The sequence below is a fragment of the Arthrobacter sp. I3 genome, assembly GCF_000520575.1.
Lineage (GTDB): Bacteria > Actinomycetota > Actinomycetes > Actinomycetales > Micrococcaceae > Arthrobacter > Arthrobacter humicola_A.
In genome coordinates this window covers 107945-130328 of the sequence record NZ_KI914908.1, presented here as the reverse complement: position 1 = coordinate 130328, position 22384 = coordinate 107945, and the positions used below count along the sequence as shown (strand labels likewise).

The window sequence follows — 22384 nt, the reverse complement described above, 5'->3', positions numbered from 1 at the left end:
GCCCGCCGAGGCCGATCACGACCTCCCGGAGGGACCGGTCGTTCATGTCCAGGACGCGCTTGAACGTCATCCGGCGCGGATCGATGTTGAGCTCGTTGCCCTGGAAGATGTGGTTGTCCACGAGGGCCATGAGGGCGTTGTTCGCCGAGGTGATGGCGTGGAAATCGCCGGTGAAGTGCAGGTTGATCTGGTCCATCGGCAGCACCTGGGAGTAGCCGCCGCCGGTCGCGCCGCCCTTCATGCCCAGGATGGGGCCGAGCGAGGGTTCGCGCAGCGCGATCATCACGCTGTGCCCGGCCCGGGCCAGGGAATCCGCGAGCCCCACCGTCGTGGTGGATTTGCCTTCGCCGGCGGGGGTGGGCGACATCGCGGAGACCAGCACCACCTTGCCGGGCGCTCGCACGGGGGCGCCCGCCGCAACGGTCAGCTTCGCAGGGTCGATCTTGGCCTTGTAGGGTCCGTAGAGCTCCAGCGCGTCCGGGGTGATGCCGGCGGCCGCCGCAATCTGCCCGATCGGCTTCATGACTGCCCGCTGGGCAATTTCCAGGTCGCTGGGGACGTTGTTCCCGGCAGTGGTGGTCTCAGACATCGTTGTCCTTCGGCTCGTGGCGTCGGCGGGTTTGTCCCGGTCCGGTGTCGCCGGGCGGGGTTGGAGCGGTCGGAGGGGTTGGAGCGGGCGGAGGGGTGGATCCGGTTCAGGGTGTGTGGCCCACCGGGATGGTCAGGCTTCCAAAATACTGGCTCACGGCTGTGTGGTAGCTCTCCAGCGTAATCGCGGCGGTGCGTTGCCAGCCGAACTCCTGGGCATGGATCGCGGCGGCGCGCCCCATGTCGGTGCGGGTTTGGGTGTCGTCGAAGAGCGACTCAAGGGCGTCCGCCCAGTCGCTGGCCTTGTGGCCCTCGATCAGCATCCCGGTCCGTCCGTCTTGGACGGCGCGGGAGAGGCCGCCGACTTTCGTGGCGAGCACCGGCGTCCCGCAGGCCTGCGCTTCCAGCGCCACCAGACCGAAGGACTCGCTGTAGGAGGGCATCACCACGACGTCGGCGGACCGGTACCAGCCGGCCAGCTCCGGGGCGTTCACCGGCGGGTGGTGGGTGGCGACGTCGTCCATTCCGGCGGCGCTGATCAGCGTCTTGAGGTTGAAGTCCTTGGCGCCGCTGACGGCCCCCAGGATGGTCAGCTGCAGGTCGATATCCGGGCGCCGGGAGCGCAGGAGCGCCGCCGCCTTGATCAGGATCTGCGGGCCCTTGAGCCGCTGGATCCGGCCCGCGAACAGCAGATGGAACTTGTCCGGGGCGATGCCGTGCTGGGCCCTGGCCCTGTTCCTGAAGGCCGGCGTGAAGACGGCCAGGTCCACGCCGGGCGGCGCGACGTCAATGTGGTCGATGTCGGCGTTGTAGTGCGAGACCAGCTCGGCCGCTTCCGTGCCGGTATTGGCGATCATCCGGGTGGCGCCGTCGACAATCCGGTGCTCGCCGTCCTCACGCCGCCGTGGCTCGGGCTGTTCGCCGGACTCGAGGAGCTGGTTCTTGACCTTCGCCATCGTGTGCATCGTGTGGACGAGGGGCAGCCGCCACAGCTCCGCGAGCTCCAGCCCGGCCACCCCGGAGACCCAGTAGTGGGAATGGATGACGTCATACCGGCCGTGCGGCTGGAGCTGCCGGATCCGGTTGATCTCGGCGACCATGCTGTGCAGCAGCCCCGGAAGTTCCTCCTTGGGCAGCTTCCGGGGCGGCCCGGCGAGGACGTTGTGCACGCACACGCCCGGGGATGGGTGTTCGACGGCGGGCTGGGTGGCCGAGGTGGACCGGGTGAAGATCTCCACTTCCACGCCGGTTTCGGCGAGGGCCGCGGCCAGCGCGCGGACGTACACGTTCATGCCGCCGGCGTCACCGGAGCCGGGCTGTTCCATGGGTGAGGTGTGCAGGGAAAGGAAGGCGACGCGGCGGATCAGCGACACGGTTCCCCTTTCCTCTGCCCATTTCTTTCTGCGCAATGCATGTCGATAAAACATTACTCCTGAAGTGCCTGCCGGTTCACGGGCCCGCAGGCTCGGTCGGCAGACCAGGGCGTGCTGCTAACGTGGCCGCTGTGAACACAACGACAGGACAAGAACCTGCAGCCGGCTGGACCATCCGGGAGGCTGGCCCGGAGGACTGGCCGGGCATCTGGGCGCGATCCTTGGCACCGGCGAGCTGCACCCCAACCAGGGCGGCGGCGGCAGCCATGTGGCCAACGCGGGTTACATGGTCCACCCGGCCCAGGCCGGCCGCGGACTGGCCCGGGCCCTCTGCGCCTATTCACTCGACGCCGCGCGCGGCGCCGGTTTCCGGGCCATGCAGTTCAACGCCGTCGTGGAAAGCAATGTCCGGGCCGTGGCAGCCTGGAAATCCATGGGCTTCGAGGTGCTCGCGACCATTCCCGAGGCGTTCAACCACCCTGAACTGGGCTACGTGGGCCTGCACGTGATGTACCGAAAGCTCTAGGGTTGACGGCCCGGTGCCGCGGGACGCTGATGTTGGCGGGCCGTTAAGGCCCACGGGCAGCTACGGCCCGCCGTGCCAGAGACGGCCCAGTTCCGGGAACGCTGCTTCATAGCCGGCCAGCAGTTTTCCGGCGAGGTCATCCGAATCCACGAGCGGATGCCTGGCGAACGCGGCGAGGGCCGCCTCCCGCCGGCCGGTCGTCGCCGCCTCCACCACGAGCCGTTCGACGTCCTTGACGCGCCGCAGCAGCTCCAATTGCGCCGGTCCCGGACGGTCCTGCGGGACCGGCCCGGCGCCGTCTGGCGTCACCCGGCACGGAACTTCGACGACGGCGTCGGCCGGCAGCCCCGGGACAGCCGGCACCACCTGCGCGCCGGATCCGGCGCTGCCCGCTTCCGGGCCGGCGGACCCGGGGGTGGTGACGGCGTTGCGCGTGTTGAGGATCAGGTCCGCCGGGCCGCCGCCGGAGAGGGCGCGCATGGCCGCCAGCGCCACCCGCTCGTAGCCGCCGCCGGCGAGGTCGGTCTCGTCGCGGCGTTCGCCCGAGGTGCGGGCCTCCGCGAGGTAGCCCTCCTCGCGGGACCTGCGGGCGCCCTCCCACAGCGCAAAAGCCTCGGCTCCGGCGGCAGCCAGCCGGGGATAGAGCTCGGCCTGCTGCCGGGCGATCGATTCCCCCCGGGTCTGACCTGCGGCGCGCATGCCGGCGACCGCCCGAACGGTGTCGTAGTAGTAGAAAAGATATTCATTCGGCAGGCAGCCAAGGCTGGCCAGCAACCCGGGGGAGAACAGCCGGCCTTCCTCGAATTCCGACAGCGCCGCAGGGTTCGCGAGCAGTGCCGGGAGGGCGTCCCGGCCCCCGGCTTCCAGCCGGTACAGCCAGCCGAGGTGGTTCAGGCCGTAGTAGCCCACGCCGTCGAGCGTGCCCTCGGGCAGCGCGACGCCGGCGGCCCGCGCCGCGCGGTGCACCAGGCCGCTGGCGGAGTCGCAAATCCCGATCACCTTGGGGCCGAGCACGGGGACCAGGGCCTCCGTGACCATGCCGGCGGGGTTGGTGAAGTTGAGCAGCCACGCCCCGGGGCAGCGGCTCCGCATTTCCTCTGCGAGCCGCAGCATCGGCGGAATGGAGCGCAGCGCGTAGGAGATCCCGCCGGCGCCTGTGGTTTCCTGGCCCAGGAGTCCGAGGTCCAGGGCGATCCGCTCGTCGGCGGTCCGGCCGGCGGTGCCGCCGGGCCGGATGGCGGCGAAGACCATGTCGGCGCCGTCCAGGGCTTCGGGGAGGGAGGACACGGCACGGATCTGCGGGCCGGAACCCCGCGGGCCGGAACCCGGCGGCCCCTGCCGGGCCAGGGAGGCCAGGACCGCCTCGATGGCCGCCAGCCTGGCGGGGTCGACGTCGTAGAGCATCAGCTCCCGCACCAGCCCTGCGAAAGGCCCGGCAGAGAGCGCCCGGTAGACCAGGGGGACGCGGAAGCCGCCCCCGCCGGCGATCGTGAGCCGCATGCGGACAGTCTATTCCCCGTCTTGTTCCCCGCCGGTTTGGGCCCCGCTTTCCCCTGGTATCCCTCGACGGCGGTACGGCGTAATGTGCCGTATATGGACGCGACCCCGGCGCGGAGATTTGATCCGCTCTCTGCCGTCCGCAGCCCGGCCGCGGACGGATTCGACCTGCTCCTGACCGGGACCGTGTTCCAGGACATCATCTTCACCGGGCTGCCCCACGCGCCGCAGCCCGGCACGGAAATCTGGAGCGACGGGATGGGCAGCTGCCCCGGGGGCGTCGCCAATCAGGCCATCGCCGCCTCCCGGCTGGGACTGCGGACCGGTCTTGCCGCCGTGTTCGGCGATGACGGCTACGGTGACTACAACTGGAAGATTCTGGCCGCCCAGGAACACGTGGACCTGTCCCTGTCCCGGCGTGTTCCAGGCTGGCATTCGCCCGTCACGGTGTCCTTGAGCGTGGAGAAGGACCGGTCCATGGTGACGCACGGGCACCCGGCGCCGGTGACTTCCACCGAGCTGGTCGGATGCCCGCCGCCGGCGCTCGCAGCCGTTGCGGAGCTGGGGGAGGAGCTCGAACCGTGGGCTGTCGACGCGCACAAGAACGGCGTCCAGCTGTTCGGCGATGTCGGCTGGGACCCCACCGGCGCGTGGTCCTCGACCCGGCTGGACAACCTGAAGTATTTCCACGCTTTCATGCCGAACCAGCACGAGGCCATGAACTTCACGGGCTGCGACGACCCCTGGTCCGCCCTGTACTCGCTTGCGGACCGGGTTCCGGTGGCGGTGGTCACCCTCGGCGCCCAGGGATCCATGGCCGTGGATTCGGAAACGGGGGAGGAGGAGTGGGTCCCGTCCCTGCCGGTCCGGGCCTACGATCCCACCGGCGCCGGTGACTGCTTCGGTGCGGCCTTCATTGTCGGCTCCTTGGCCTGCTGGCCGCTGGGAGACCGTCTCCGCTTCGCCAATCTGTGCGCCGCCCTGGCCGTCCAGGAGGTGGGCGGCTCGCTGGCCGCGCCCGGCTGGGGCGACATTGCCGACTGGTGGCAGCGGGCCAACGCCCGGAAGGAACGGCAAAGCAGCCAATGGCTTCGCCGCTACCGCTTCCTGGAAGAGATCGTGCACGACGTCCCGCCCGAGGCGCAGCGGCGCGCGACGGCGACCATCGCCCACCAGTCCGACGCGTAGACGGGCGGGCGCGGCTGGGCTTTCGTGGCTGGCACCACTGGAAATGTCCTCCGGTGGGGCCGGGGCGTGGGCATGGACCCGTTGTGCGCGGCCTTGGGTGTGAAGATTGGGCATGTCCCGCGGTGGGTCCGGCCGGGATTTGTGGCACCACTGGACATGTCCTCCGGTGGGGCCGGGGCGTGGGCATGGACCCGTTCTGCGTGGCCTTGGGTGTGAAGAATGAGCATGTACCGCGGTGGGTCCGGCCGGATTCGTGCCACCAGTGGGCATGTCCTCCGCTGGGGCCGGGGCGTGGGCATGGACCCGTTCTGCGCGGCCGTGGGTGTGAAGATTGGGCATCTCCCGCGGGGAGGAATGGGCATGTCCAGCGGTGGCCGGACCCGCCCGATTATTCGGCCCGCAGCGCCGCGCCTAGAATCGTTAGGTGACTTACCAAGCAGCAACAGGCGATCTCCTGCCCGGTTCGGCGGCAGTGCCGGCCCACGCTGAGGAGCGCTCAGCCGTAATCGATCTCGACGCCATCCGGCACAACGTCCGCCGCATCGCAGCGGTGGCCTCACCCGCGCAGGTCATGGCCGTGGTCAAGGCCGACGCGTACGGGCACGGCGCCGTCCAGGTGGCCCGCGCGGCCCTCGGCGCGGGGGCCAGCTGGCTTGGCGTCGCCCACATCTCCGAGGCCCTCGCCCTGCGTGCCGCCGGGATCGAGGCGCCGCTGCTGGCTTGGCTGCACACCCCGGACAGCAACTTCGCCGCCGCAGTGGCCGCAGGAATCGACATCGGCTGCTCGGGCTGGGAGCTGGACCGGATCGTGGCCGCGGCCCGCGAGCAGGAACGGCCCGCCCGCGTCCACCTGAAGGTCGACACCGGGCTCGGCCGCAACGGCGCCACCCTCGATGCCTGGGACAGCCTGGTCGGCGAAGCCATGGAACACCAGGACCAGGGCCTGCTCCGGGTCGTGGGTATCTTCTCCCACCTGGCCGTCGCCGACGAACCCGAACGGCCCGAAACCGACGAGCAGCTCGCCGCGTTCCGCCAGGTCCTCGCCGTCGCCCAGGACGCCGGCGTGGACCCCGAGGTCCGCCACCTCGCCAACACCCCGGCCACCCTCTCCCGGCCGGACACCCACTTTGACCTGGTCCGCGTGGGGCTGGGCCTGTACGGGCTGTCACCCTTCGAAGGGCAAAGCCCGGCCGAGCTCGGGCTGCGCCCGGCCATGACGGTCCGCACGGTGGTCTCGCACTGCAAGGACGTGCCCGCCGGGCAGGGCGTTTCCTACGGGCTGAACTACCGCACGGACGGCGTCAGCACCCTCGGGCTCATCCCGCTGGGCTACGCCGACGGCGTGCCGCGCATCGCCACCGGTGGCCCCGTCCGGGTCGAGGGCGTGAACTATCCGGTAGTGGGCCGCATTGCGATGGACCAGATGGTGATCGACCTCGGACCCCGCCACGTGGCGGCCGGAGGCCCGAGCATCCTCGGCGCCGAGGCAGTGCTGTTTGGCGACGGCGCCGACGGCGGACCCACAGCCGATGACTGGGCCAAGGCCGCCGGTACCAACAACTACGAGATCGTCACCAGGATCAGCCCCCGCGTGCCGCGCCGCTACCTGAACGAAGAGCCCTCCACCGGCGAAGAGCGGCCGTGAGCGCGCCCGCGTGGGAACGGAGCCTTGAGGTCCACACGGCGGCGCAGACGCATGCGCTCGCCGCGGCCCTCGGCGCCGTGCTGGAAACCGGCGATCTGCTGGTCCTGACCGGCGAACTGGGTGCCGGGAAGACCACGTTCACGCAGGGGCTGGGGGAGGGCCTGGGAGTGCGGGCCGGCATCATCTCGCCGACCTTTGTCCTGGTGCGCATCCACCCCAACCTGCCCGGAGGACCCCGGCCGGGCGGGCCGGACCTGGTGCATGTGGACGCCTACCGGCTGGAGTCGGCCGCTGAAATCGACGACATCGATCTTGAAAACACCATGGACAGCGCCGTGACGGTGGTCGAGTGGGGCCGCGGCCGGGTTGAGCACCTCAGCGACAGCCGGCTGGAGGTCGAACTCCACCGCACCCGCGGAGGCGCCGCCGCTTCCGCCCAAACCCCCGAAACCCCAGCCGAAACCGGCGCCAGTCCCGTTCTGGATTTCGACACGGACGACGACGACGAACCGCGGACCGTCGTGATCCGCGGCTTCGGCCCGCGCTGGGCCGAAGCGCCGACGCTGCCCGGCCCCGAGACCATGCCCGGCGCCGGGCCCCTGCCCGGGACCACGCCCCAGACCCCGGAACGGAATCCCTGATGCTGATCCTCGCCATCGACACTTCAGCTGTCGCCAGCGCCGCCCTGGTCTCCGATGATGCGCCGGAATCCGTGCTCGCCAGCTTCGCCACCGAGGACACGCGCACCCACGCGGAGGTCCTGGCCCCGGGGATCGACGGGCTCCTGGCTGAGGCCGGCGTCAGCGGGCACGACGTCGACGCTATCGTCACCGGCGTCGGCCCCGGCCCGTTCACGGGGCTGCGCTCCGGGATCGTCACGGCCCGCACCCTCGCCTTTGTCTGGGGCAAGCCGCTGTACGGCGTCATGAGCCTGGACGCGATCGCCCTGGAAGTAGCCGAATCCACCGACTCGGCAGCGGAGTTCATTGTCGCCACCGATGCGCGCCGCAAGGAAGTGTACTGGGCCCGGTACACCCTCTCCGATGCCCAGCTGCCGCATCTGGAGGACGGCCCGCACGTGGGATTCGCCGCGGACCTGCCGGATCTGCCCGTCTACGGTGCCGGGGCAGGAATCTACTCCGACGCAGTCAAGGCGGTCGCGGAATTCAGCACCCGCCAGCCGGAGGCCCTCTCGCTCGGCCAGTTCGCACTCGCCCGGCTCTCCGCGGGGGAACAGCTCCTGGACTCCACCCCCCTGTACCTGCGCGAATCCGACGCCCAGGTGCCCGGACCCCGGAAGCGTGCCCTGTGAGCGCGGAGCGAGCCGTCCGGCTGCCCGGCGGGGTCACCCTGCGGGACATGGACGCCGCGGACATCCCCGCCATCCACGCCCTGGAACTCCGGCTCTTTCCCGTGGATGCCTGGCCGCTGCAGATGTTCCACGACGAGCTGGCGCAGGTGGATACCCGCCGCTACCTCGTGGCGGAGGTCCACGGCGGGATCGTGGGCTATGCCGGGCTCATGTGCATCGAGCCGATCTCGGACGTCCAGACCATCGCCGTGGTGCCGGAGCAGGAAGGCAAGGGCATCGGCTCTGCCCTGCTCACCGAGCTGATCGCGGAAAGCCGGCGCCGGCACGCCCAGGACGTGCTGCTCGAGGTCAGGGCGGACAACCCCCGGGCCCAGCAGCTCTACCTGCGCTTCGGCTTCGAACAGATCCACGTCCGGCCCCGCTACTACCGCGACGGCATCGACGCCCTGATCATGCGGCTCCAGCTGCCCCGTGAACCGCTCAGCCCCCAGCCAACGGAAGCAGGCCGACCATGAACCGCACCCAGCCGCTCGTGCTCGGCATTGAGTCCTCGTGCGACGAAACCGGCGTCGGCATCGTCCGGGGGACCACCCTGCTGACGAACACCGTCTCGTCCTCCATGGACGAACACGTCCGCTTCGGCGGCGTGATCCCCGAGATCGCCTCCCGTGCCCACCTCGACGCGTTCGTCCCCACCCTCGAGGAGGCCCTCGCGGAGGCGGGAGTGACGCTCGCGGACATCGACGCGATCGCCGTCACCTCCGGGCCGGGCCTGGCAGGTGCCCTTATGGTGGGGGTGTGCGCGGCCAAGGCGCTCGCCGTCGCCACCGGCAAACCGCTCTACGCGATCAACCACCTGGTGGCGCATGTCGGCGTCGGGCTCCTGCAGCAGGGCGCCGGCGCGTCGTCGCCGCAAACAACGCCGCACGCCCTGCCGGAGAATATGGGCGCGCTCCTGGTCTCCGGCGGCCATACCGAGATCCTGCGGATCCGGAGCATCACGGACGACGTCGAGCTGCTGGGCTCCACGATCGATGACGCCGCCGGCGAAGCGTATGACAAGGTGGCGCGGCTTCTGGGCCTGGGCTACCCGGGCGGTCCGGCCATCGACAAGCTCGCGCGCACGGGCAACGCCAAAGCCATCCGGTTCCCGCGCGGGCTCACCCAGCCCAAGTACATGGGGACCGCCGAGGAACCCGGGCCGCACCGCTACGACTGGTCCTTCAGCGGGCTCAAGACCGCCGTCGCCCGCTGCGTGGAGCAGTTCGAGGCCCGCGGCGAGGAGGTGCCCGTGGCGGACATCGCCGCGGCCTTCCAGGAAGCCGTGGTGGATGTCATTACCGCCAAGGCGGTGCTCGCTTGCCGCGAAAACGGCATCACGGAGGTCCTCCTGGGTGGCGGGGTCGCCGCCAACTCGCGGCTGCGCCAGCTCACCGAACAACGCTGCAGTGCGGCCGGCATCCGGCTGACGGTGCCGCCGCTGCCGCTGTGCACGGACAACGGCGCCATGGTGGCCGCGCTCGGGGCGCAACTGGTGATGGCCGGCGTGCAACCGAGCGGGATCGGTTTTGCCCCGGATTCCTCAATGCCGGTCACGACCGTCTCCGCCTGAGGCCACAGCCTGAGGCTTCGTCCGCGTGAAGGTAGGACGGCCTGGGGCTCCGGCCGCCTGCGTTGCGGCTGCCGCGGGAGCTAGGCGTCCGGACCCTGGCGCATCTGCTTGACCAGGTCCAGGACGACGGCGCGCAGGTCCCCGCCGTGCTCGGCGGCGACCCGGCGCTGCCGCTGGTAGCCGGCGCCGCGCTCGATGATCTTCTCGACGTCGGCCAGTTCGGCGCTGCAGCCCAGCTTCGCCGCCACCGGCTCAAGCCGCTTGAGCGTCTCGCGCAGGTGCTCCGTTACGAGCTGCTCGTTGCCGTCGGCGTCGAGGATGATGATCGCGTCCAGGCCATACCGGGCCGCGCGCCACTTGTTTTCCTGCACATGCCACGGGGGCATCGTGGGAATGGTGCCGCCGTTTTCCAGCGTGGTGGAAAATTCGTCGACAAGGCACTGCGTCAGCGCCGCGATCGCCCCGACGTCCTCGAGGGTGGCCAGGCCGTCGCAAATGCGCATCTCGATGGTGCCAAGCGCCGGAACGGGGCGGATGTCCCATCGGATCTCGGAGAGCGTGTCAATCACACCTGTGGTGAACATGTCCTGGACGTAGGACTCGTAGTCCTCCCAGCTGGCGAACTGGAACGGCAGCCCGGCGGTGGGCAGCTGCTGGAACATGAGGGCGCGGTGCGAGGCGTATCCGGTGTCCTCGCCGCCCCAAAACGGGCTGGACGCGGAGAGCGCCTGGAAATGCGGGAAGTAATTGACCAGGCCGTCCAGCACCGGAAGGACCTTGTCCCGGCTGTCCAGTCCGACGTGCACATGGACGCCGTAAATGACCATCTGCCGGCCCCACCACTGGGTCCGGTCAATGAGCTTGGCGTAGCGTGCCTTGTCCGTAACGGGCTGCAGCTGGGGCGGGCTGAAGGGGTGGCTCCCGGCGCAAAAGATCTCCACGCCCATCGGATCGGTCACGTCCCGGACAGCCGCGAGCGAGCTGCTCAGGTCCGCCTTGGCCTCCGCGACGGTGGTGCAGATGCCGGTGACGAGCTCCACGGTGTTAAGCAGCAGCTCCTGCTTGATGTGCGGGTGCTCGTCGTCCTCATTGAGTTCGGGATGCCGGGCCGCGACGCCGCGCAGCACCTGGTTCGCCACGGAGGCCAGCTCACCGGTCTCGGCGTCGACGAGCGCCAGCTCCCATTCCACGCCAAGAGTCGACTGCCTGGATGAAGCGAACTCGATCTTCATGTGGTCCCTTCACTGTTCTGCTGTCGCTGGCCGTGGTCCTGGCGGGGAAATGCGCTGGCAAACATCCTCGGACATGCCTCTGGACATGGCACCGGCGGTGTCACATGCAATTTCCCACACACCAGTGCGCCGGCCGGGCGGCCGGCAGGGCTACGGGTGGTCCAAGTCTAGTGCAGGGGCGGCCCCGGGACGGTGTCAAAGTTGCCGCTGGTGCGTGAGTGTATTCACAACATCGCTGGTCAGCGACGGCGCGCGCGGTTGCGCGTTGGGCTGCGGGTAGCCGGAGCGATCCTGGCGTTTAATGGAGCTGTGCCCATTCTGAACAAAGACATGACCCTGTGTATCTCGCTCTCGGCCCGGCCCAGCAACAACGGGACGCGCTTCCACAACCACCTGTACGAACAGCTGGGCCTGAACTGGATCTACAAGGCCTTTGCCCCCACCGACCTCGCCCAGGCGATCGCCGGGGTGCGCGGCCTCGGCATCCGCGGCTGCGCCGTGTCCATGCCTTACAAGGAGGACGTGATCGCCCTCGTTGACGTCATGGACCCGTCGGCGAAGGCCATCGACTCGGTCAACACCATCGTCAACGACGGCGGCCGGCTCACGGCGTACAACACCGACTACACCGCTATCGAGCAGCTCCTGCAGAGCTATGCAGTCCCCACGGACTACTCGGTGCTGGTCCTGGGCGCCGGCGGCATGGCCAAGGCCGCCGTGGCCGCGCTGCGGGATGCCGGGTTTAAGGACGTGACCGTCGTGGCCCGCAACGAGGGCCCCGGCCGCGCCCTGGCCGAACAGTACGGCTTCGCCTGGCGCGCGGACCTGGGCTCTGCGGCGTCCGGTACCGGCACGGCGGACATGCTCATCAACGTCACCCCCATCGGGATGGCCGGCGGCCCGGACGCCGCCGCGCTGCCGTTCCCGCAGGAGGCCATCGACGCCGCCAAGGTGGTGTTCGACGTCGTCGCGCTCCCGGCCGAGACACCGCTGATCAAGGCCGGCCGCGCGGCCGGCAAGACCGTGATCACCGGAGCCGAGGTCGCCACGATCCAGGCGCTCGAGCAGTTCGTGCTGTACACCGGCGTCCGGCCGACCGACGAGCAAATCCGGGCAGCCGAGGACTTCACGCGGGCCCAGTAGCCCAGTGGCCCACTAGCCCTGTAGCCCAGTTGCCCGGCCGCTTCGCTGAGATCCGGCGGCGGGGCACTGCGCCGCCGGGCACTGCGCCGACGGGATCCCTCGGGCGGGTCTAGACGGGGTCCACCGAGACGGCCACCCGGTCCTCACCGATCCTGGTGAGGACCAGGGTGGCTGCTTTCTTGTCCTTGTGCTTTGCGCTGCCGCCGGGCAGGAGCTGCTTGCGCAGCTCTTCGGGCGTGACAGCCATACCGCGCTTCTTGATGTCCAGGACCCCGATGCCTTGATCCTTGACCCAGGCCTTGAGTGCCTTGACGTTGAACGGCATCACCTCCAGGACCCTGTAGGCCTTGGCGAACGGGGTGTCATGCAGCTCCGGGGCGCAGATGTAGGCGATGTGCTCGTCCACGAGGTGCCCGCCCAGCTGGAGGGCGACGTCGGCCACCAGGCCAGCGCGGATCACCGCGCCGTCGGGCTCGTACAGGTACCCCTCCACGGGTCCCACGGGCGCCACCGGGCCGGCACCGAAGTCCTCGCCGCTGGTGAGCTCAGCGGAACCAAGGGGCCCGAGCACGAGGGCCGCGCGCCGCACCCCGGGACGCCGCACCGCGTTGAACCACAGGGCCACCTCGGTCACGTCCCCGCCCACGGAGACCCACTGCGCCTCGCAGCCGGCCGGCACGGAATCGTGCGGCATGCCCGGTCCCATCTTCACGCCGACGGCGCGGCCGGAGCCGGCGAGTGACTCCACGAAGGACAGCGGCGGGGAGAAATCCTCCGGATCCCAGATCCGTTTGGTACCCGAGGTGGACGTCGTGCGCCGGGCCGGGTCGAGCCAGACGCCGTCGACCCCCTCGAGCGATACCGACGTGGCATCGGAATGGACCACTGTGGCATTGCGGAACGGGATCAGGTTCATCGTGGCGCAGGCGGCTGTGGCCTCGTCCATTTCCACGGCCGTGACCACCAGGTCCAGGGATGCCAGGGCCATGGAGTCCGCCCCGAGCCCGCAGCCGAGATCCGCGACGTGGCCGATCCCGGCCTCCGCGAACCGCTGCGCGTGCCGTGCCGCCACCGTGAGCCGGGTTGCCTGTTCCAGACCGGCCTTCGTGAAAATCATCTGCCGGGCGAATTCGCCGAATTTGGCCTCGGCCTTGGTCCGCAGCCGGGACTGGGTGAGCACGGCCGAGACCAGTTCGGGGGAGTGGCCGGCCTTGCGCAGCGACGCCGTGAGGCGGAAGGCCTCGTCCTCGCGGTACGGGCCCAACGACGCCAGCAGCTCCCAGCCCTCGGGGGTGAGGATCGGGGCAATATGTTCCTGCGGTGCGTCAGTCATGGCATCCAGCGTAGTTGAGGTCCGCGGGCGCGATGTGACCGGACGGCGGGGGCTAGGCTTGATGGCATGGAAGACAGCGGCACAGGCGACAGCATCTCAGCGGACACGGCCGGGCAGGACACGGTCGGCAACGACGACGCCGGGCAGGAGCGCCGGCGCCCGCAGGGACTGGCCCGCTACGCAAAACCGGCGCTGATCGCCGGAGCGGTGATCGCCGTCGTGTCCGTCGCACTTTTGGTGATTATCTTCTTCCTCGATTCCTTCAACGCCACCGTGTATTCCGTCGGCGGCAAGAACGTCCAGGACGCTACGGACGAGGCCAGGGCCATCCGCGAGACCTATGCCGCGGCCCGGCTCGGCGGCATCATCTTCCTCATCGCCGGCATTCTGCTGGCCGCCGCCGGCGCCGTGCTGATGTTCCGGCACCGGAATGACGAGGGCCAGAACACGGACGAAGACGACGGCGAGGACGTGGACTTCGACGACCTCGCAGACCAGTAGCCAGCCAGGAGGCGCGCGAATAGACGGGCTAATGGGCAGGCGCCCGCACCGCCAGGCAGTGCCAACGGCCACGGGCCACGGGACATGCCCAGCCTCCTGCGCCGCGGATGGACATGTCCTCCCCGGCAGCCCGCACCCGTTGGGTATGTCCACCGCTGAGCTTCAAGAGTGGGCATTTCCTCCCGGGTAGCCGACGCATGTTGGGCATGTCCATCGCTCAGCACGGGCACAGAGCATGATGCCCAAATGTCCTCTGGCCGCAACAAAGAATGGGCATGGCCCTCTGGACCGGCCGCCGTCGTAGGGCACGTCGATCGCTCAGCAGGGGCACAGAGCATGAGGCCTAAGTGTCCTCTGGCCGCAGCAAAAAATGGGCATGTCCTCCCGGACAGCCCACGCACGTTGGATATTTCCGCTCCGGCGGCCCGTATCCGTTGGGCATGTCCATCGCTCAGCGCGTGCAGTGAGCATGAGGCCCAAGTGTCCTCTGGCCGCAACAAAAAATGGGCATGTCCCCCAAGGGAAAATGTTCACCCGGAACGAATTTCTGGCACTCGCCTTGACCGAGTGCTAACCATTTACATAGAGTCGTCATTAGCACTCTCCCTAGGAGGGTGCTAACACATGAAGCGCGTTCCGCCAGGCACGCTGCCGGCACCGCGACGACGGTCTGTGCGCCTTGGCATCACCGCTTCATAGTCCACGAATTTGCTGACGAAAAGGAGAGGTCCGAGTGTCGGTCTCTATTAAGCCTCTTGAGGATCGTATTGTTGTCCGCCCGCTCGAAGCCGAGCAGACCACGGCTTCCGGCCTGGTTATCCCGGACTCCGCGCAGGAGAAGCCGCAGGAAGGCGAAGTTGTTGCAGTAGGCCCCGGCCGCTTCGATGACAACGGCAACCGCGTTCCCGTTGACGTTGCCGTCGGCGACGTCGTCATCTACTCCAAGTACGGCGGAACCGAAGTCAAGACCGGCGGCACCGAGTACCTCGTACTCTCCGCCCGCGACGTTCTGGCGATCGTCGTAAAGTAACTCTCTTGGACCCCCGCGCAGCCGATCCTTCGCAATGAACGGATCAGTTGCGCGGGGTTCTGTCTTGAAAGGACAAAACCATGGCAAAGCAGCTTGCGTTTAACGACGCTGCCCGCCGGTCGCTTGAAGCCGGCATCGATAAGCTCGCCAACACCGTCAAGGTCACGCTGGGCCCGCGCGGCCGCAACGTCGTACTGGACAAGAAGTGGGGCGCCCCCACGATCACCAACGATGGTGTGACCATCGCCCGTGAAGTCGAGCTGGACGACCCCTACGAGAACCTTGGCGCGCAGCTTGCCAAGGAGGTCGCCACCAAGACCAACGATGTTGCCGGCGACGGCACCACCACCGCCACCGTTCTGGCCCAGGCCCTGGTCAAGGAAGGCCTGCGCAACGTAGCGGCAGGCGCCGCACCGGGCGAAATCAAGCGCGGCATCGAGGTTTCGGTCGAGGCCGTTGCCGCCCGCCTGCTGGAGAACGCGCGCCCGGTTGAAGGCACGCAGGTTGCCAACGTGGCCGCAATCTCCGCCCAGAGCGACGAGGTCGGCGAGCTCCTGGCCGAGGCGTTCGGCAAGGTCGGCAAGGATGGTGTGATCACCATCGAGGAGTCCTCCACCACGCAGACCGAGCTGGTCCTGACCGAGGGCATGCAGTTCGACAAGGGCTACCTGTCCCCGTACTTCGTCACTGACGCGGAACGCCAGGAGGCCGTCCTCGAGGACGCCCTGATCCTGATCAACCAGGGCAAGATCTCCTCTGTGCAGGACTTCCTGCCGCTGCTGGAAAAGGCGCTGCAGAGCTCCAAGCCGCTCTTCATCATCGCCGAAGACGTCGAGGGCGAGGCCCTGTCCACGCTGATCGTCAACCGCATCCGCGGCACGCTGAACGTCGTCGCCGTCAAGGCGCCGGGCTTCGGTGACCGCCGCAAGGCCATGCTGCAGGACATCGCGACCCTGACCGGTGCGCAGGTTGTCTCCGCGGAGCTGGGCCTGAGCCTGGACACCGTTGGCCTTGAGGTGCTCGGCACCGCACGCCGCATCACGGTCACCAAGGACAACACCACGATCGTCGACGGCGCCGGTTCGGCCGAGGACGTCGCCGCCCGTGTTGCCCAGCTGCGCGCCGAGCTGACCCGCACCGATTCGGACTGGGACAAGGAAAAGCTGCAGGAACGCCTGGCCAAGCTGGCCGGCGGCATCGGCGTGATCAAGGTCGGCGCTGCCACCGAGGTTGAGCTGAAGGAAAAGAAGCACCGCATCGAGGACGCCGTGTCCTCCACCCGCGCTGCCCTCGAAGAGGGCATTGTGGCCGGCGGCGGCTCCGCCCTCATCCACGCGCTGAAGGCGCTCGACGAGGACCCCGCCGTTCAGGCCCTCGAAGGTGACGCGGCTGCCGCCGTCGGCATTGTCCGCCGCGCCCTGACCCAGCCGCTGCGCTGGATCGCCCAGAACGCCGGCTTCGACGGCTATGTCGTCGTTGCCAAGGTCGCCGAATCCGCCGTGAACCAGGGCTTCAACGCCAAGTCCGGCGAATACGAAGACCTGATCGCCGCCGGCGTTATCGACCCCGTGAAGGTGACGCGTGCGGCTCTGCGCAACGCGGCGTCCATCGCGGCGCTGGTCCTCACCACAGAAACCCTCGTGGTGGAGAAGCCGGCTGACGAAGACGAGCACGCAGGGCACAAGCACTAGGCTCTGCCCGCAGGGGGACGGTCCGGCATCTGCCGGGCCGTCCCTTTTTCTGTCGAGTCACTGCTGCCGTTCTGCCGTGTTCGTGGCCGCAAGTTGCCGTGATTCTGGCAGAGTTAACCCGTCAGGTGCCGCTCCAGCGTCGCGGGTTCACTGGAAACTCCCACGTTGGCATGCCTCAATGGGGATCAGTGGCCACCGTGGCGATTGGCCATCAAAATTACGTTTTGGTAACATGGAGGCTTTGGTTATCTGGTTGAGGGGTAGTTCTATGACACAGCAAGGAACCTTGCCCCGGCCTGCCCGGCAGAATGCCGCGGCGGGGCACGATCCCGCAGCCAAGTCCGGCCGAAAATCCACCTTCAGGCCCGAAATCCAGGGACTCCGGTCCCTCGCCGTGCTGATGGTCATGACCTATCACATCTGGCTGGGCCGGGTGTCCGGCGGCGTGGACGTTTTCCTGCTGATCTCGGCCTTCCTCATGACGCTGCAGTTCGTGGGCCGCTACGAGCAGGGCCGGTCCATGGCCCTCATCAAGCACTGGCTGCACCTGTTCCGGCGCCTCGTCCCGGCCGCCGTCACCGTCCTTGTGGCCATCCTTGCCGCAACGGTCCTCTTCCTGCCCCGGACCCGGTGGATGGAAATCATCAACCAGGGCTGGGCCTCGCTGGGCTATGCCGAGAACTGGCTCCTGCAGACCCAGGCGACGAACTACTACGCCGCGGACCACAGCCAGGCCAGCCCCTTCCAGCATTTCTGGTCCCTTTCGATCCAGGGACAGGTCTTTATCCTGTGGCCGCTCATTTTTGTGGGGGCCGCGGTCGCCGCCAAGCGCTTCAGGCTCCGCTACCGCGTGCTGCTGTGCTACATCTTCGCCGTGATCTTCGTTGTTTCGCTGCTCTACTCGATCGTCTTCACGCAGGCGAGCCAAACGGAGGCGTACTTCGACACCTGGGCCCGGCTGTGGGAGTTTGCCCTGGGCACGCTGGTGGCTTTGGCCCTTCCTGCCCTGCGGCTTCCGCGGGCCTGGCGGGTCGGGCTTGGCTGGCTGGGCATTGTGGCCATGCTCAGTTGCGGCCTCCTGCTCAACGTCCAGGCTTCCTTCCCCGGGTTCGTGGCGCTCTGGCCCACCCTGGCGGCCGCCTGTGTCATCGCAGCCGGGCAGTCGGGCAGCAAGCTGGGCGTCGACCGCATCCTGAGTTCGAAGCCCCTGGTCCGGCTGGGCGACATTTCGTATGCCCTGTACCTGTGGCACTGGCCGGTTCTGGTCATCGCCCTTGCCGTGATGCACAGGGAAAAGGCTGGTCTGATCACAGGCGCCGTCATAGTCACTGTTTCACTGGTGCTCGCCTACCTCACCACCCGCTTCATTGAGAAGCCCTGGCGTGAGTGGCAGTGGCCGGAGGTGCGGCGGCGCCGTGCCCTCGTTGCCATCGGCGTGGCCGTGGTCACCGCCGCCGTGCCGCTGGCCGGGATTCAGATCCAGCAGCACCTCGAAAGCGAAGCAGTCCTGGCCCAAGCCCCGAAGAACAACCCGGGCGCCTTGGCGCTGACGCCGGGCTTTGTGGACCAGGCCGACGCGAACGCCGTCCTGCTCCCCACCCCGCAGACGCTGCCGCAGGACTGGGCCAGCCTCCCGAATTCGTGCTCCGGTGACCTGCAGCCGCAGGACCCGGTCCTTCAGAAGGACTGTTTCCAGAACAACCAATCCGACACCGGAGCGAAAAAGGTCCTCGTGATCGGGGATTCCCACGCACAGCAATGGCTGGGCTCGATTGCTCCCCTCAGCGATGAGAAGGGCTGGCGGCTCTACGCCATGCTCAAGGGTGCCTGCAAACCCAACATAGCGCCGCAGCACGTCTCGGCGGATTGCGACAATTTCAATGCGGCCGTCGCATCGGAAGTGAAGAACAACCCGCCGGACGCCATCATCATCGTGGGCACTGAGGCGGCGCCGTCGTCGCCACAGGAGACCGTGATCCCGGGCTTCGAAGCCACTGCGAAGGCTTGGACGGACGAGGGCATCAAGGTCGTGGCCCTCCGGGACAATCCACGCTTTACCTTCAACATGGCAGAGTGCGTAGCGACAAAGGGTGCCGACGCGCCGGACTGCAGGCCGCGCGAGCAGGGCCTCCTTGCGGCAACGAATCCCTTGGCCGCGCTCGAGGCCAAGCTGCCGGGCGTCGCGTTCGTTGACATGACTGACCTGATCTGCACCGGCACGGAATGCCCGGGCGCGGTCGGCAACACCTACGTCTACCTGGACAACAACCACCTCAGCCGGAGCTATGCGGCCAGTATGGCCCCCATGTTCAGCGAGAGGCTCCTCGCCGCGACCGGATGGGGCCCCTAAGCCCGACGTTCCCCGGCCCCTAAGCCCGACGTTCCCCGGGACTGCCGGCCGTCGCGGGCACCTGCGGCGCCCGTGGGTCAGTGCTGGGAGCGGTCCGCCCTGCGCCTCAGCTGGCGGGCGGTGTCCGGTGCCAGCCGCCTGGTCACCAGCCGGTAGAACAGCAGGACGCCGACGGCGGCCACGACGATTCCGACCAGGTTCAGGAACAGCTGCAGGGCGGAGCCGGCTGCCTTCTGGTACTCGCCCAGGACCAGTGCCACGGCCACGAACCCGGCTGCCGGCACCGTGGTGACGGAGATGAACACCCCGATCAGCGCCGCCGAGCGCCGGCTGATGACCGACAGCATCCCGGCTGTCCCGGCGAGGACGGCGACGATCAGGGAATAGGGGCCGGGGTGGTAGATGAATTCAACTGCTGAACCGTGGTCCAGCGCGTCCGCGGGGAACAGCCCGAGTGGCACGGAGAGCCACGCGGTCAGCGCGGCGGCCAGCATCGCGACGGGAAAACCAACGCCGAGGGCCAGGGCCGCGTCACGGCCAAGCCGCCGCTGGCGCCGGACCAGGGCCACGGCCAGGGCAGCCAGCGGGCCGAACTCCGGGCCTACGGCCATGGCACCGACAATCGCAATGGTGGAGTCCGTCACGATGCCGATGGCCGCCAGCTGGGTCGCCAGGACCAGGAACGCCAGGAAACTCCACGTCAGGCGCGAATCCTCGCCGGTCTGCCGCGACACCTCGTCCCAGATCACGGCGTCCGCGCCCTCACCTGGAGCCTCCGCCTCCGCCCTGTCGGCGCGGTCCGAGAGCACAAGGTCCGGTGCGATGACCGTAATCGATCCCCGCTGCTGGACATCGAGGGCGTGCAGCTTCTCCACGAGCCCCTCCACGGATTCCCGGGCCAGCAAAACCTCGATGACGTCCCCGGGCGGCGTGACGGAAGAGGCCTTCGCGAGCGCCACCTCCGAGACGCCGACGTGGTTTGTACAACTTTCGAGAACAACTCCGGACAATTCACCCGGAACACAAATGCGCACCTGCACGATCACTTGGCGGCCTCCTCAGACTCCTACCAGCCTAGCCTCCGCCCCGCGGCCGAAGGCGCCGGCCGGCCCCTCTGGATGCCCCGCCGGCCAGGCGTGTGAAGGACGCCGCCGGGCCCGTGTGATTGGCAAAGAAAATTACGTTTCGGTAACATTGATGTTTTGGAAACCGGCCGGAAGGGATCTTTGTGTCGAACGAGCGAACCACCGTCACCCCGCCACGGGCGGATGCAGGTTCTCCGGCGACCCGAAAAACAAGCTACCGCCCCGAAGTCCAGGGCCTTCGCGCCCTCGCGGTCCTCATGGTGGTCACGTACCACGTGTGGCTGGGCCGGGTCTCCGGCGGCGTGGACATCTTCCTCCTCATTTCAGCCTTCCTGATGACACTCAGCTTCACACGGAAAGTCGAAAGCGGCGCGCCGCTGCGGCTGCTCAGCCACTGGCTGCATCTGCTCAAGCGCCTGCTGCCCGCCGTCGTCGTGGTGGTTCTCGGCGTCCTCGCCGGAACCTGGGCCATCCTGCCGCAAAGCCGCTGGCCCGACGTCCTTGAACAGGCCTGGGCCTCCCTGCTGTACCGGCAGAACTGGCTCCTGGCGGACAGCGCCGTGGACTACTACGCCCAGGACCATTCGGGCGCGAGCCCGCTCCAGCACTTCTGGTCACTCTCGATCCAGGGCCAGGTGTTCGTGCTCTGGCCGCTCGTCTTTGCCGGCACCGCACTTCTTTCCCGCCTGCTCCGCCGCCGGACCGGCCAGGACCACGTCCTGCTGCGTTACCGCTCCCTGCTGGCCGCGGCCTTCGGCGCCATCTTCGCCGTGTCCCTGGCCTACTCGATCCAGCAGACCGCAACGAACCAGGCCCACGCCTACTTCGATACCGGCGCCCGGCTCTGGGAGTTCGCGCTCGGCTCGCTCCTTGCCCTCGCCCTGCCGTACCTGAAGCCGGGCAGGGTCCTGCGCGTCGTGCTCGGCTGGGCCGGCCTCGTGGCCATGCTCTCCTGCGGGCTCCTGCTGACCGTGGACCGTTCGTTCCCCGGATTCATCGCGCTGTGGCCCACGTTGGCCGCCGCCGCGATCATCACCGCCGGTCAAAGCGGCAGCCGCTTCGGGGTTGACCGCTTCCTGACCTGGAAACCCCTGGTGGCGCTGGGGGATAACTCCTATGCGCTCTACCTCTGGCACTGGCCGCTGCTGGTCCTGGCCCTCGCCGGGGCGGGCATCACGGCACCCAACCTGTTCCAGGGGCTGTGCATCGTTGCCGCGTCCCTCGTCCTGGCCGTGCTCACCACCCGTTTCGTCGAGAAGCCGCTGCGCGAATGGCACTGGCCCAAGCGCCGCGCCTGGCGGACCGCCGTCGTGATCGCCGCCTGTGGTGCCCTGCTGGCGGGTCCCGTCGCCGTGTGGCAGAGCCAGCTCCTGGCCGACGAAGCCGAGGCGGCGTCCCAGCCCAAGGAACTGACCCCCGGCGCGGCCGCCCTGGCACCGGAAAACGCCGGCAAGCCCACGCCGGAAGCCAAGATCATCCCCGCGCCGGCGGCGATGAAGAACGAGTGGGCGGACATCGACGGGCTGTGCACGGACGCCAACGTCCCCAGCGACCCCCTGCTTCAGGGGTGCCTGCAGAACAACAAGCCGGACAAGGTCACCAAACGGATCGTGGTGCTCGGTGACTCCCATGCCCAGCAGTACATGGCGGCGCTGGGCCCCATCGCGAAAAGCCACGGCTGGGAAGTTGTCACGCTCCTGAAAGGCAACTGCCGCTTCGGCGGGGAGTCCCCGGAGCGGGACGCGGACTGCAACGCCTTCAACCGGGCCAGCGCGCAGTACGTCCTGGACCACCGCCCCGACGCCGTTTTCACGGTTGCGTCCCTGACCCACAAGGAAGCGCCGTTCGAGACCGAAGTGCCTGAGTACCTGGCGGGCATCAAGCCCTTCACCGACGCCGGCATGGACGTGGTGGGCATCCGCGACAACCCCCGCTTCACCATCAATATGCCCGAGTGCGTCCAGAAGTACGGCCCGGATGCCTCGGAGTGCAACGTGCCGGAGCAGGAATCGCTCGCGGGGTCCTCGCCGCTGGACGCCTACCGCGGCCAGGTGCCCAGGCTGCACCTCATGGACATGAGCGATTTCATCTGCGCCAACGGAACATGCCCCGCGGTGGTCGGCAACGTGTACGTGTACAAGGACGACAACCACCTGACCAAGACGTACGTCCAGACCATGATCCCCATGTTCGAACAGCGGCTGCTCGCCGCCACCGGCTGGAAGTAGGCCGGCGCCCACCGTCCGGCGCCCACCGGCCCGGAAGCAGGCCCGGCCGG

The 22384-nt window shown here is 68.5% G+C and carries 19 protein-coding genes; 13 read left to right on the top strand and 6 right to left on the bottom strand.

What is annotated here, in order from left to right; translation table 11 throughout:
• Both Y706_RS23790 and mshA read right to left on the bottom strand, forming a co-directional pair.
• Positions 1 to 589: formate--tetrahydrofolate ligase (locus Y706_RS23790; protein ID WP_043434907.1), on the bottom strand; the 589-nt coding region annotated here is incomplete at its 3' end.
• 106 nt (positions 590 to 695) lie between these two features.
• Positions 696 to 1961, bottom strand: coding sequence for a D-inositol-3-phosphate glycosyltransferase (mshA, locus tag Y706_RS0105305; RefSeq protein WP_028275759.1), 1266 nt, complete (start codon positions 1959 to 1961; stop codon positions 696 to 698).
• 166 nt (positions 1962 to 2127) lie between these two features.
• Between mshA and Y706_RS23785 the strand changes: the two genes are divergently transcribed.
• Positions 2128 to 2487, top strand: a complete 360-nt coding sequence (locus Y706_RS23785) for a GNAT family N-acetyltransferase (protein WP_084475939.1) — start codon at positions 2128 to 2130, stop codon at positions 2485 to 2487.
• 60 nt (positions 2488 to 2547) lie between these two features.
• On the opposite strand, the gene Y706_RS0105295 is transcribed toward Y706_RS23785, so the two are convergent.
• On the bottom strand, positions 2548 to 3987 hold the full coding sequence (locus tag Y706_RS0105295) for a family 4 glycosyl hydrolase (protein ID WP_028275758.1): 1440 nt from the start codon (positions 3985 to 3987) through the stop codon (positions 2548 to 2550).
• Between the two features lie 93 nt (positions 3988 to 4080).
• On the opposite strand from Y706_RS0105295, the gene Y706_RS0105290 reads away from it, so the two are divergent.
• From Y706_RS0105290 to tsaD, 6 genes are all read left to right on the top strand, one after another.
• On the top strand, positions 4081 to 5172 hold the full coding sequence (locus Y706_RS0105290; RefSeq protein ID WP_028275757.1) for a carbohydrate kinase family protein: 1092 nt from the start codon (positions 4081 to 4083) through the stop codon (positions 5170 to 5172).
• Positions 5173 to 5596: 424 nt separating this feature from the next.
• Entirely contained in the window at positions 5597 to 6817 is a 1221-nt protein-coding gene (gene alr, locus Y706_RS0105285; protein WP_028275756.1) for an alanine racemase, read from the top strand.
• On the top strand, positions 6814 to 7458 hold the full coding sequence (gene tsaE / locus Y706_RS0105280) for a tRNA (adenosine(37)-N6)-threonylcarbamoyltransferase complex ATPase subunit type 1 TsaE (RefSeq protein ID WP_028275755.1): 645 nt from the start codon (positions 6814 to 6816) through the stop codon (positions 7456 to 7458). The genes alr and tsaE overlap by 4 nt, the downstream gene beginning before the upstream one ends.
• Positions 7458 to 8129, top strand: a complete 672-nt coding sequence (gene tsaB / locus Y706_RS0105275; RefSeq protein ID WP_028275754.1) for a tRNA (adenosine(37)-N6)-threonylcarbamoyltransferase complex dimerization subunit type 1 TsaB — start codon at positions 7458 to 7460, stop codon at positions 8127 to 8129. Before tsaE ends, tsaB begins: the two co-directional genes overlap by 1 nt.
• A gap of 47 nt (positions 8130 to 8176) precedes the next feature.
• Entirely contained in the window at positions 8177 to 8644 is a 468-nt protein-coding gene (rimI, locus tag Y706_RS0105270) for a ribosomal protein S18-alanine N-acetyltransferase (protein ID WP_043434957.1), read from the top strand.
• Positions 8641 to 9741: a tRNA (adenosine(37)-N6)-threonylcarbamoyltransferase complex transferase subunit TsaD gene (gene tsaD / locus Y706_RS0105265; protein WP_028275752.1), complete on the top strand. Its 1101-nt coding sequence runs from the start codon at positions 8641 to 8643 to the stop codon at positions 9739 to 9741. The genes rimI and tsaD overlap by 4 nt, the downstream gene beginning before the upstream one ends.
• 80 nt (positions 9742 to 9821) lie before the next feature.
• On the opposite strand, the gene Y706_RS0105260 is transcribed toward tsaD, so the two are convergent.
• Positions 9822 to 10973, bottom strand: a complete 1152-nt coding sequence (locus Y706_RS0105260; RefSeq protein ID WP_028275751.1) for a glutamate--cysteine ligase — start codon at positions 10971 to 10973, stop codon at positions 9822 to 9824.
• A 309-nt stretch (positions 10974 to 11282) separates the two neighbouring features.
• On the opposite strand from Y706_RS0105260, the gene Y706_RS0105255 reads away from it, so the two are divergent.
• Entirely contained in the window at positions 11283 to 12116 is an 834-nt protein-coding gene (locus tag Y706_RS0105255; RefSeq protein WP_028275750.1) for a shikimate 5-dehydrogenase, read from the top strand.
• 109 nt (positions 12117 to 12225) lie between these two features.
• Here the strand turns inward: Y706_RS0105255 and Y706_RS0105250 are convergent, their stop codons facing one another.
• Positions 12226 to 13449: a class I SAM-dependent methyltransferase gene (locus Y706_RS0105250; protein WP_028275749.1), complete on the bottom strand. Its 1224-nt coding sequence runs from the start codon at positions 13447 to 13449 to the stop codon at positions 12226 to 12228.
• Positions 13450 to 13515: 66 nt separating this feature from the next.
• On the opposite strand from Y706_RS0105250, the gene Y706_RS23780 reads away from it, so the two are divergent.
• From Y706_RS23780 to Y706_RS0105230, 4 genes are all read left to right on the top strand, one after another.
• The gene (locus tag Y706_RS23780; RefSeq protein WP_028275748.1) at positions 13516 to 13950 is read left to right on the top strand and encodes a hypothetical protein; all 435 of its coding nucleotides are present in this window, start codon (positions 13516 to 13518) and stop codon (positions 13948 to 13950) included.
• Positions 13951 to 14683: 733 nt separating this feature from the next.
• Positions 14684 to 14980, top strand: coding sequence for a co-chaperone GroES (groES, locus tag Y706_RS0105240; protein WP_028275747.1), 297 nt, complete (start codon positions 14684 to 14686; stop codon positions 14978 to 14980).
• A gap of 80 nt (positions 14981 to 15060) precedes the next feature.
• Positions 15061 to 16671, top strand: a complete 1611-nt coding sequence (gene groL / locus Y706_RS0105235; protein ID WP_028275746.1) for a chaperonin GroEL — start codon at positions 15061 to 15063, stop codon at positions 16669 to 16671.
• A 268-nt stretch (positions 16672 to 16939) separates the two neighbouring features.
• A complete protein-coding gene (locus tag Y706_RS0105230; RefSeq protein WP_253906693.1) occupies positions 16940 to 19021 on the top strand; it encodes an acyltransferase family protein in 2082 nt (693 codons plus the stop codon).
• Positions 19022 to 19098: 77 nt separating this feature from the next.
• On the opposite strand, the gene Y706_RS0105225 is transcribed toward Y706_RS0105230, so the two are convergent.
• Positions 19099 to 20067 (bottom strand): DUF389 domain-containing protein, encoded by a 969-nt coding sequence (locus Y706_RS0105225; protein ID WP_028275744.1) that lies wholly within the window; start codon positions 20065 to 20067, stop codon positions 19099 to 19101.
• Positions 20068 to 20249: 182 nt separating this feature from the next.
• Between Y706_RS0105225 and Y706_RS0105220 the strand changes: the two genes are divergently transcribed.
• Entirely contained in the window at positions 20250 to 22334 is a 2085-nt protein-coding gene (locus Y706_RS0105220) for an acyltransferase family protein (RefSeq protein ID WP_043434902.1), read from the top strand.
• The last annotated feature ends 50 nt before the right edge of the window (positions 22335 to 22384 follow it).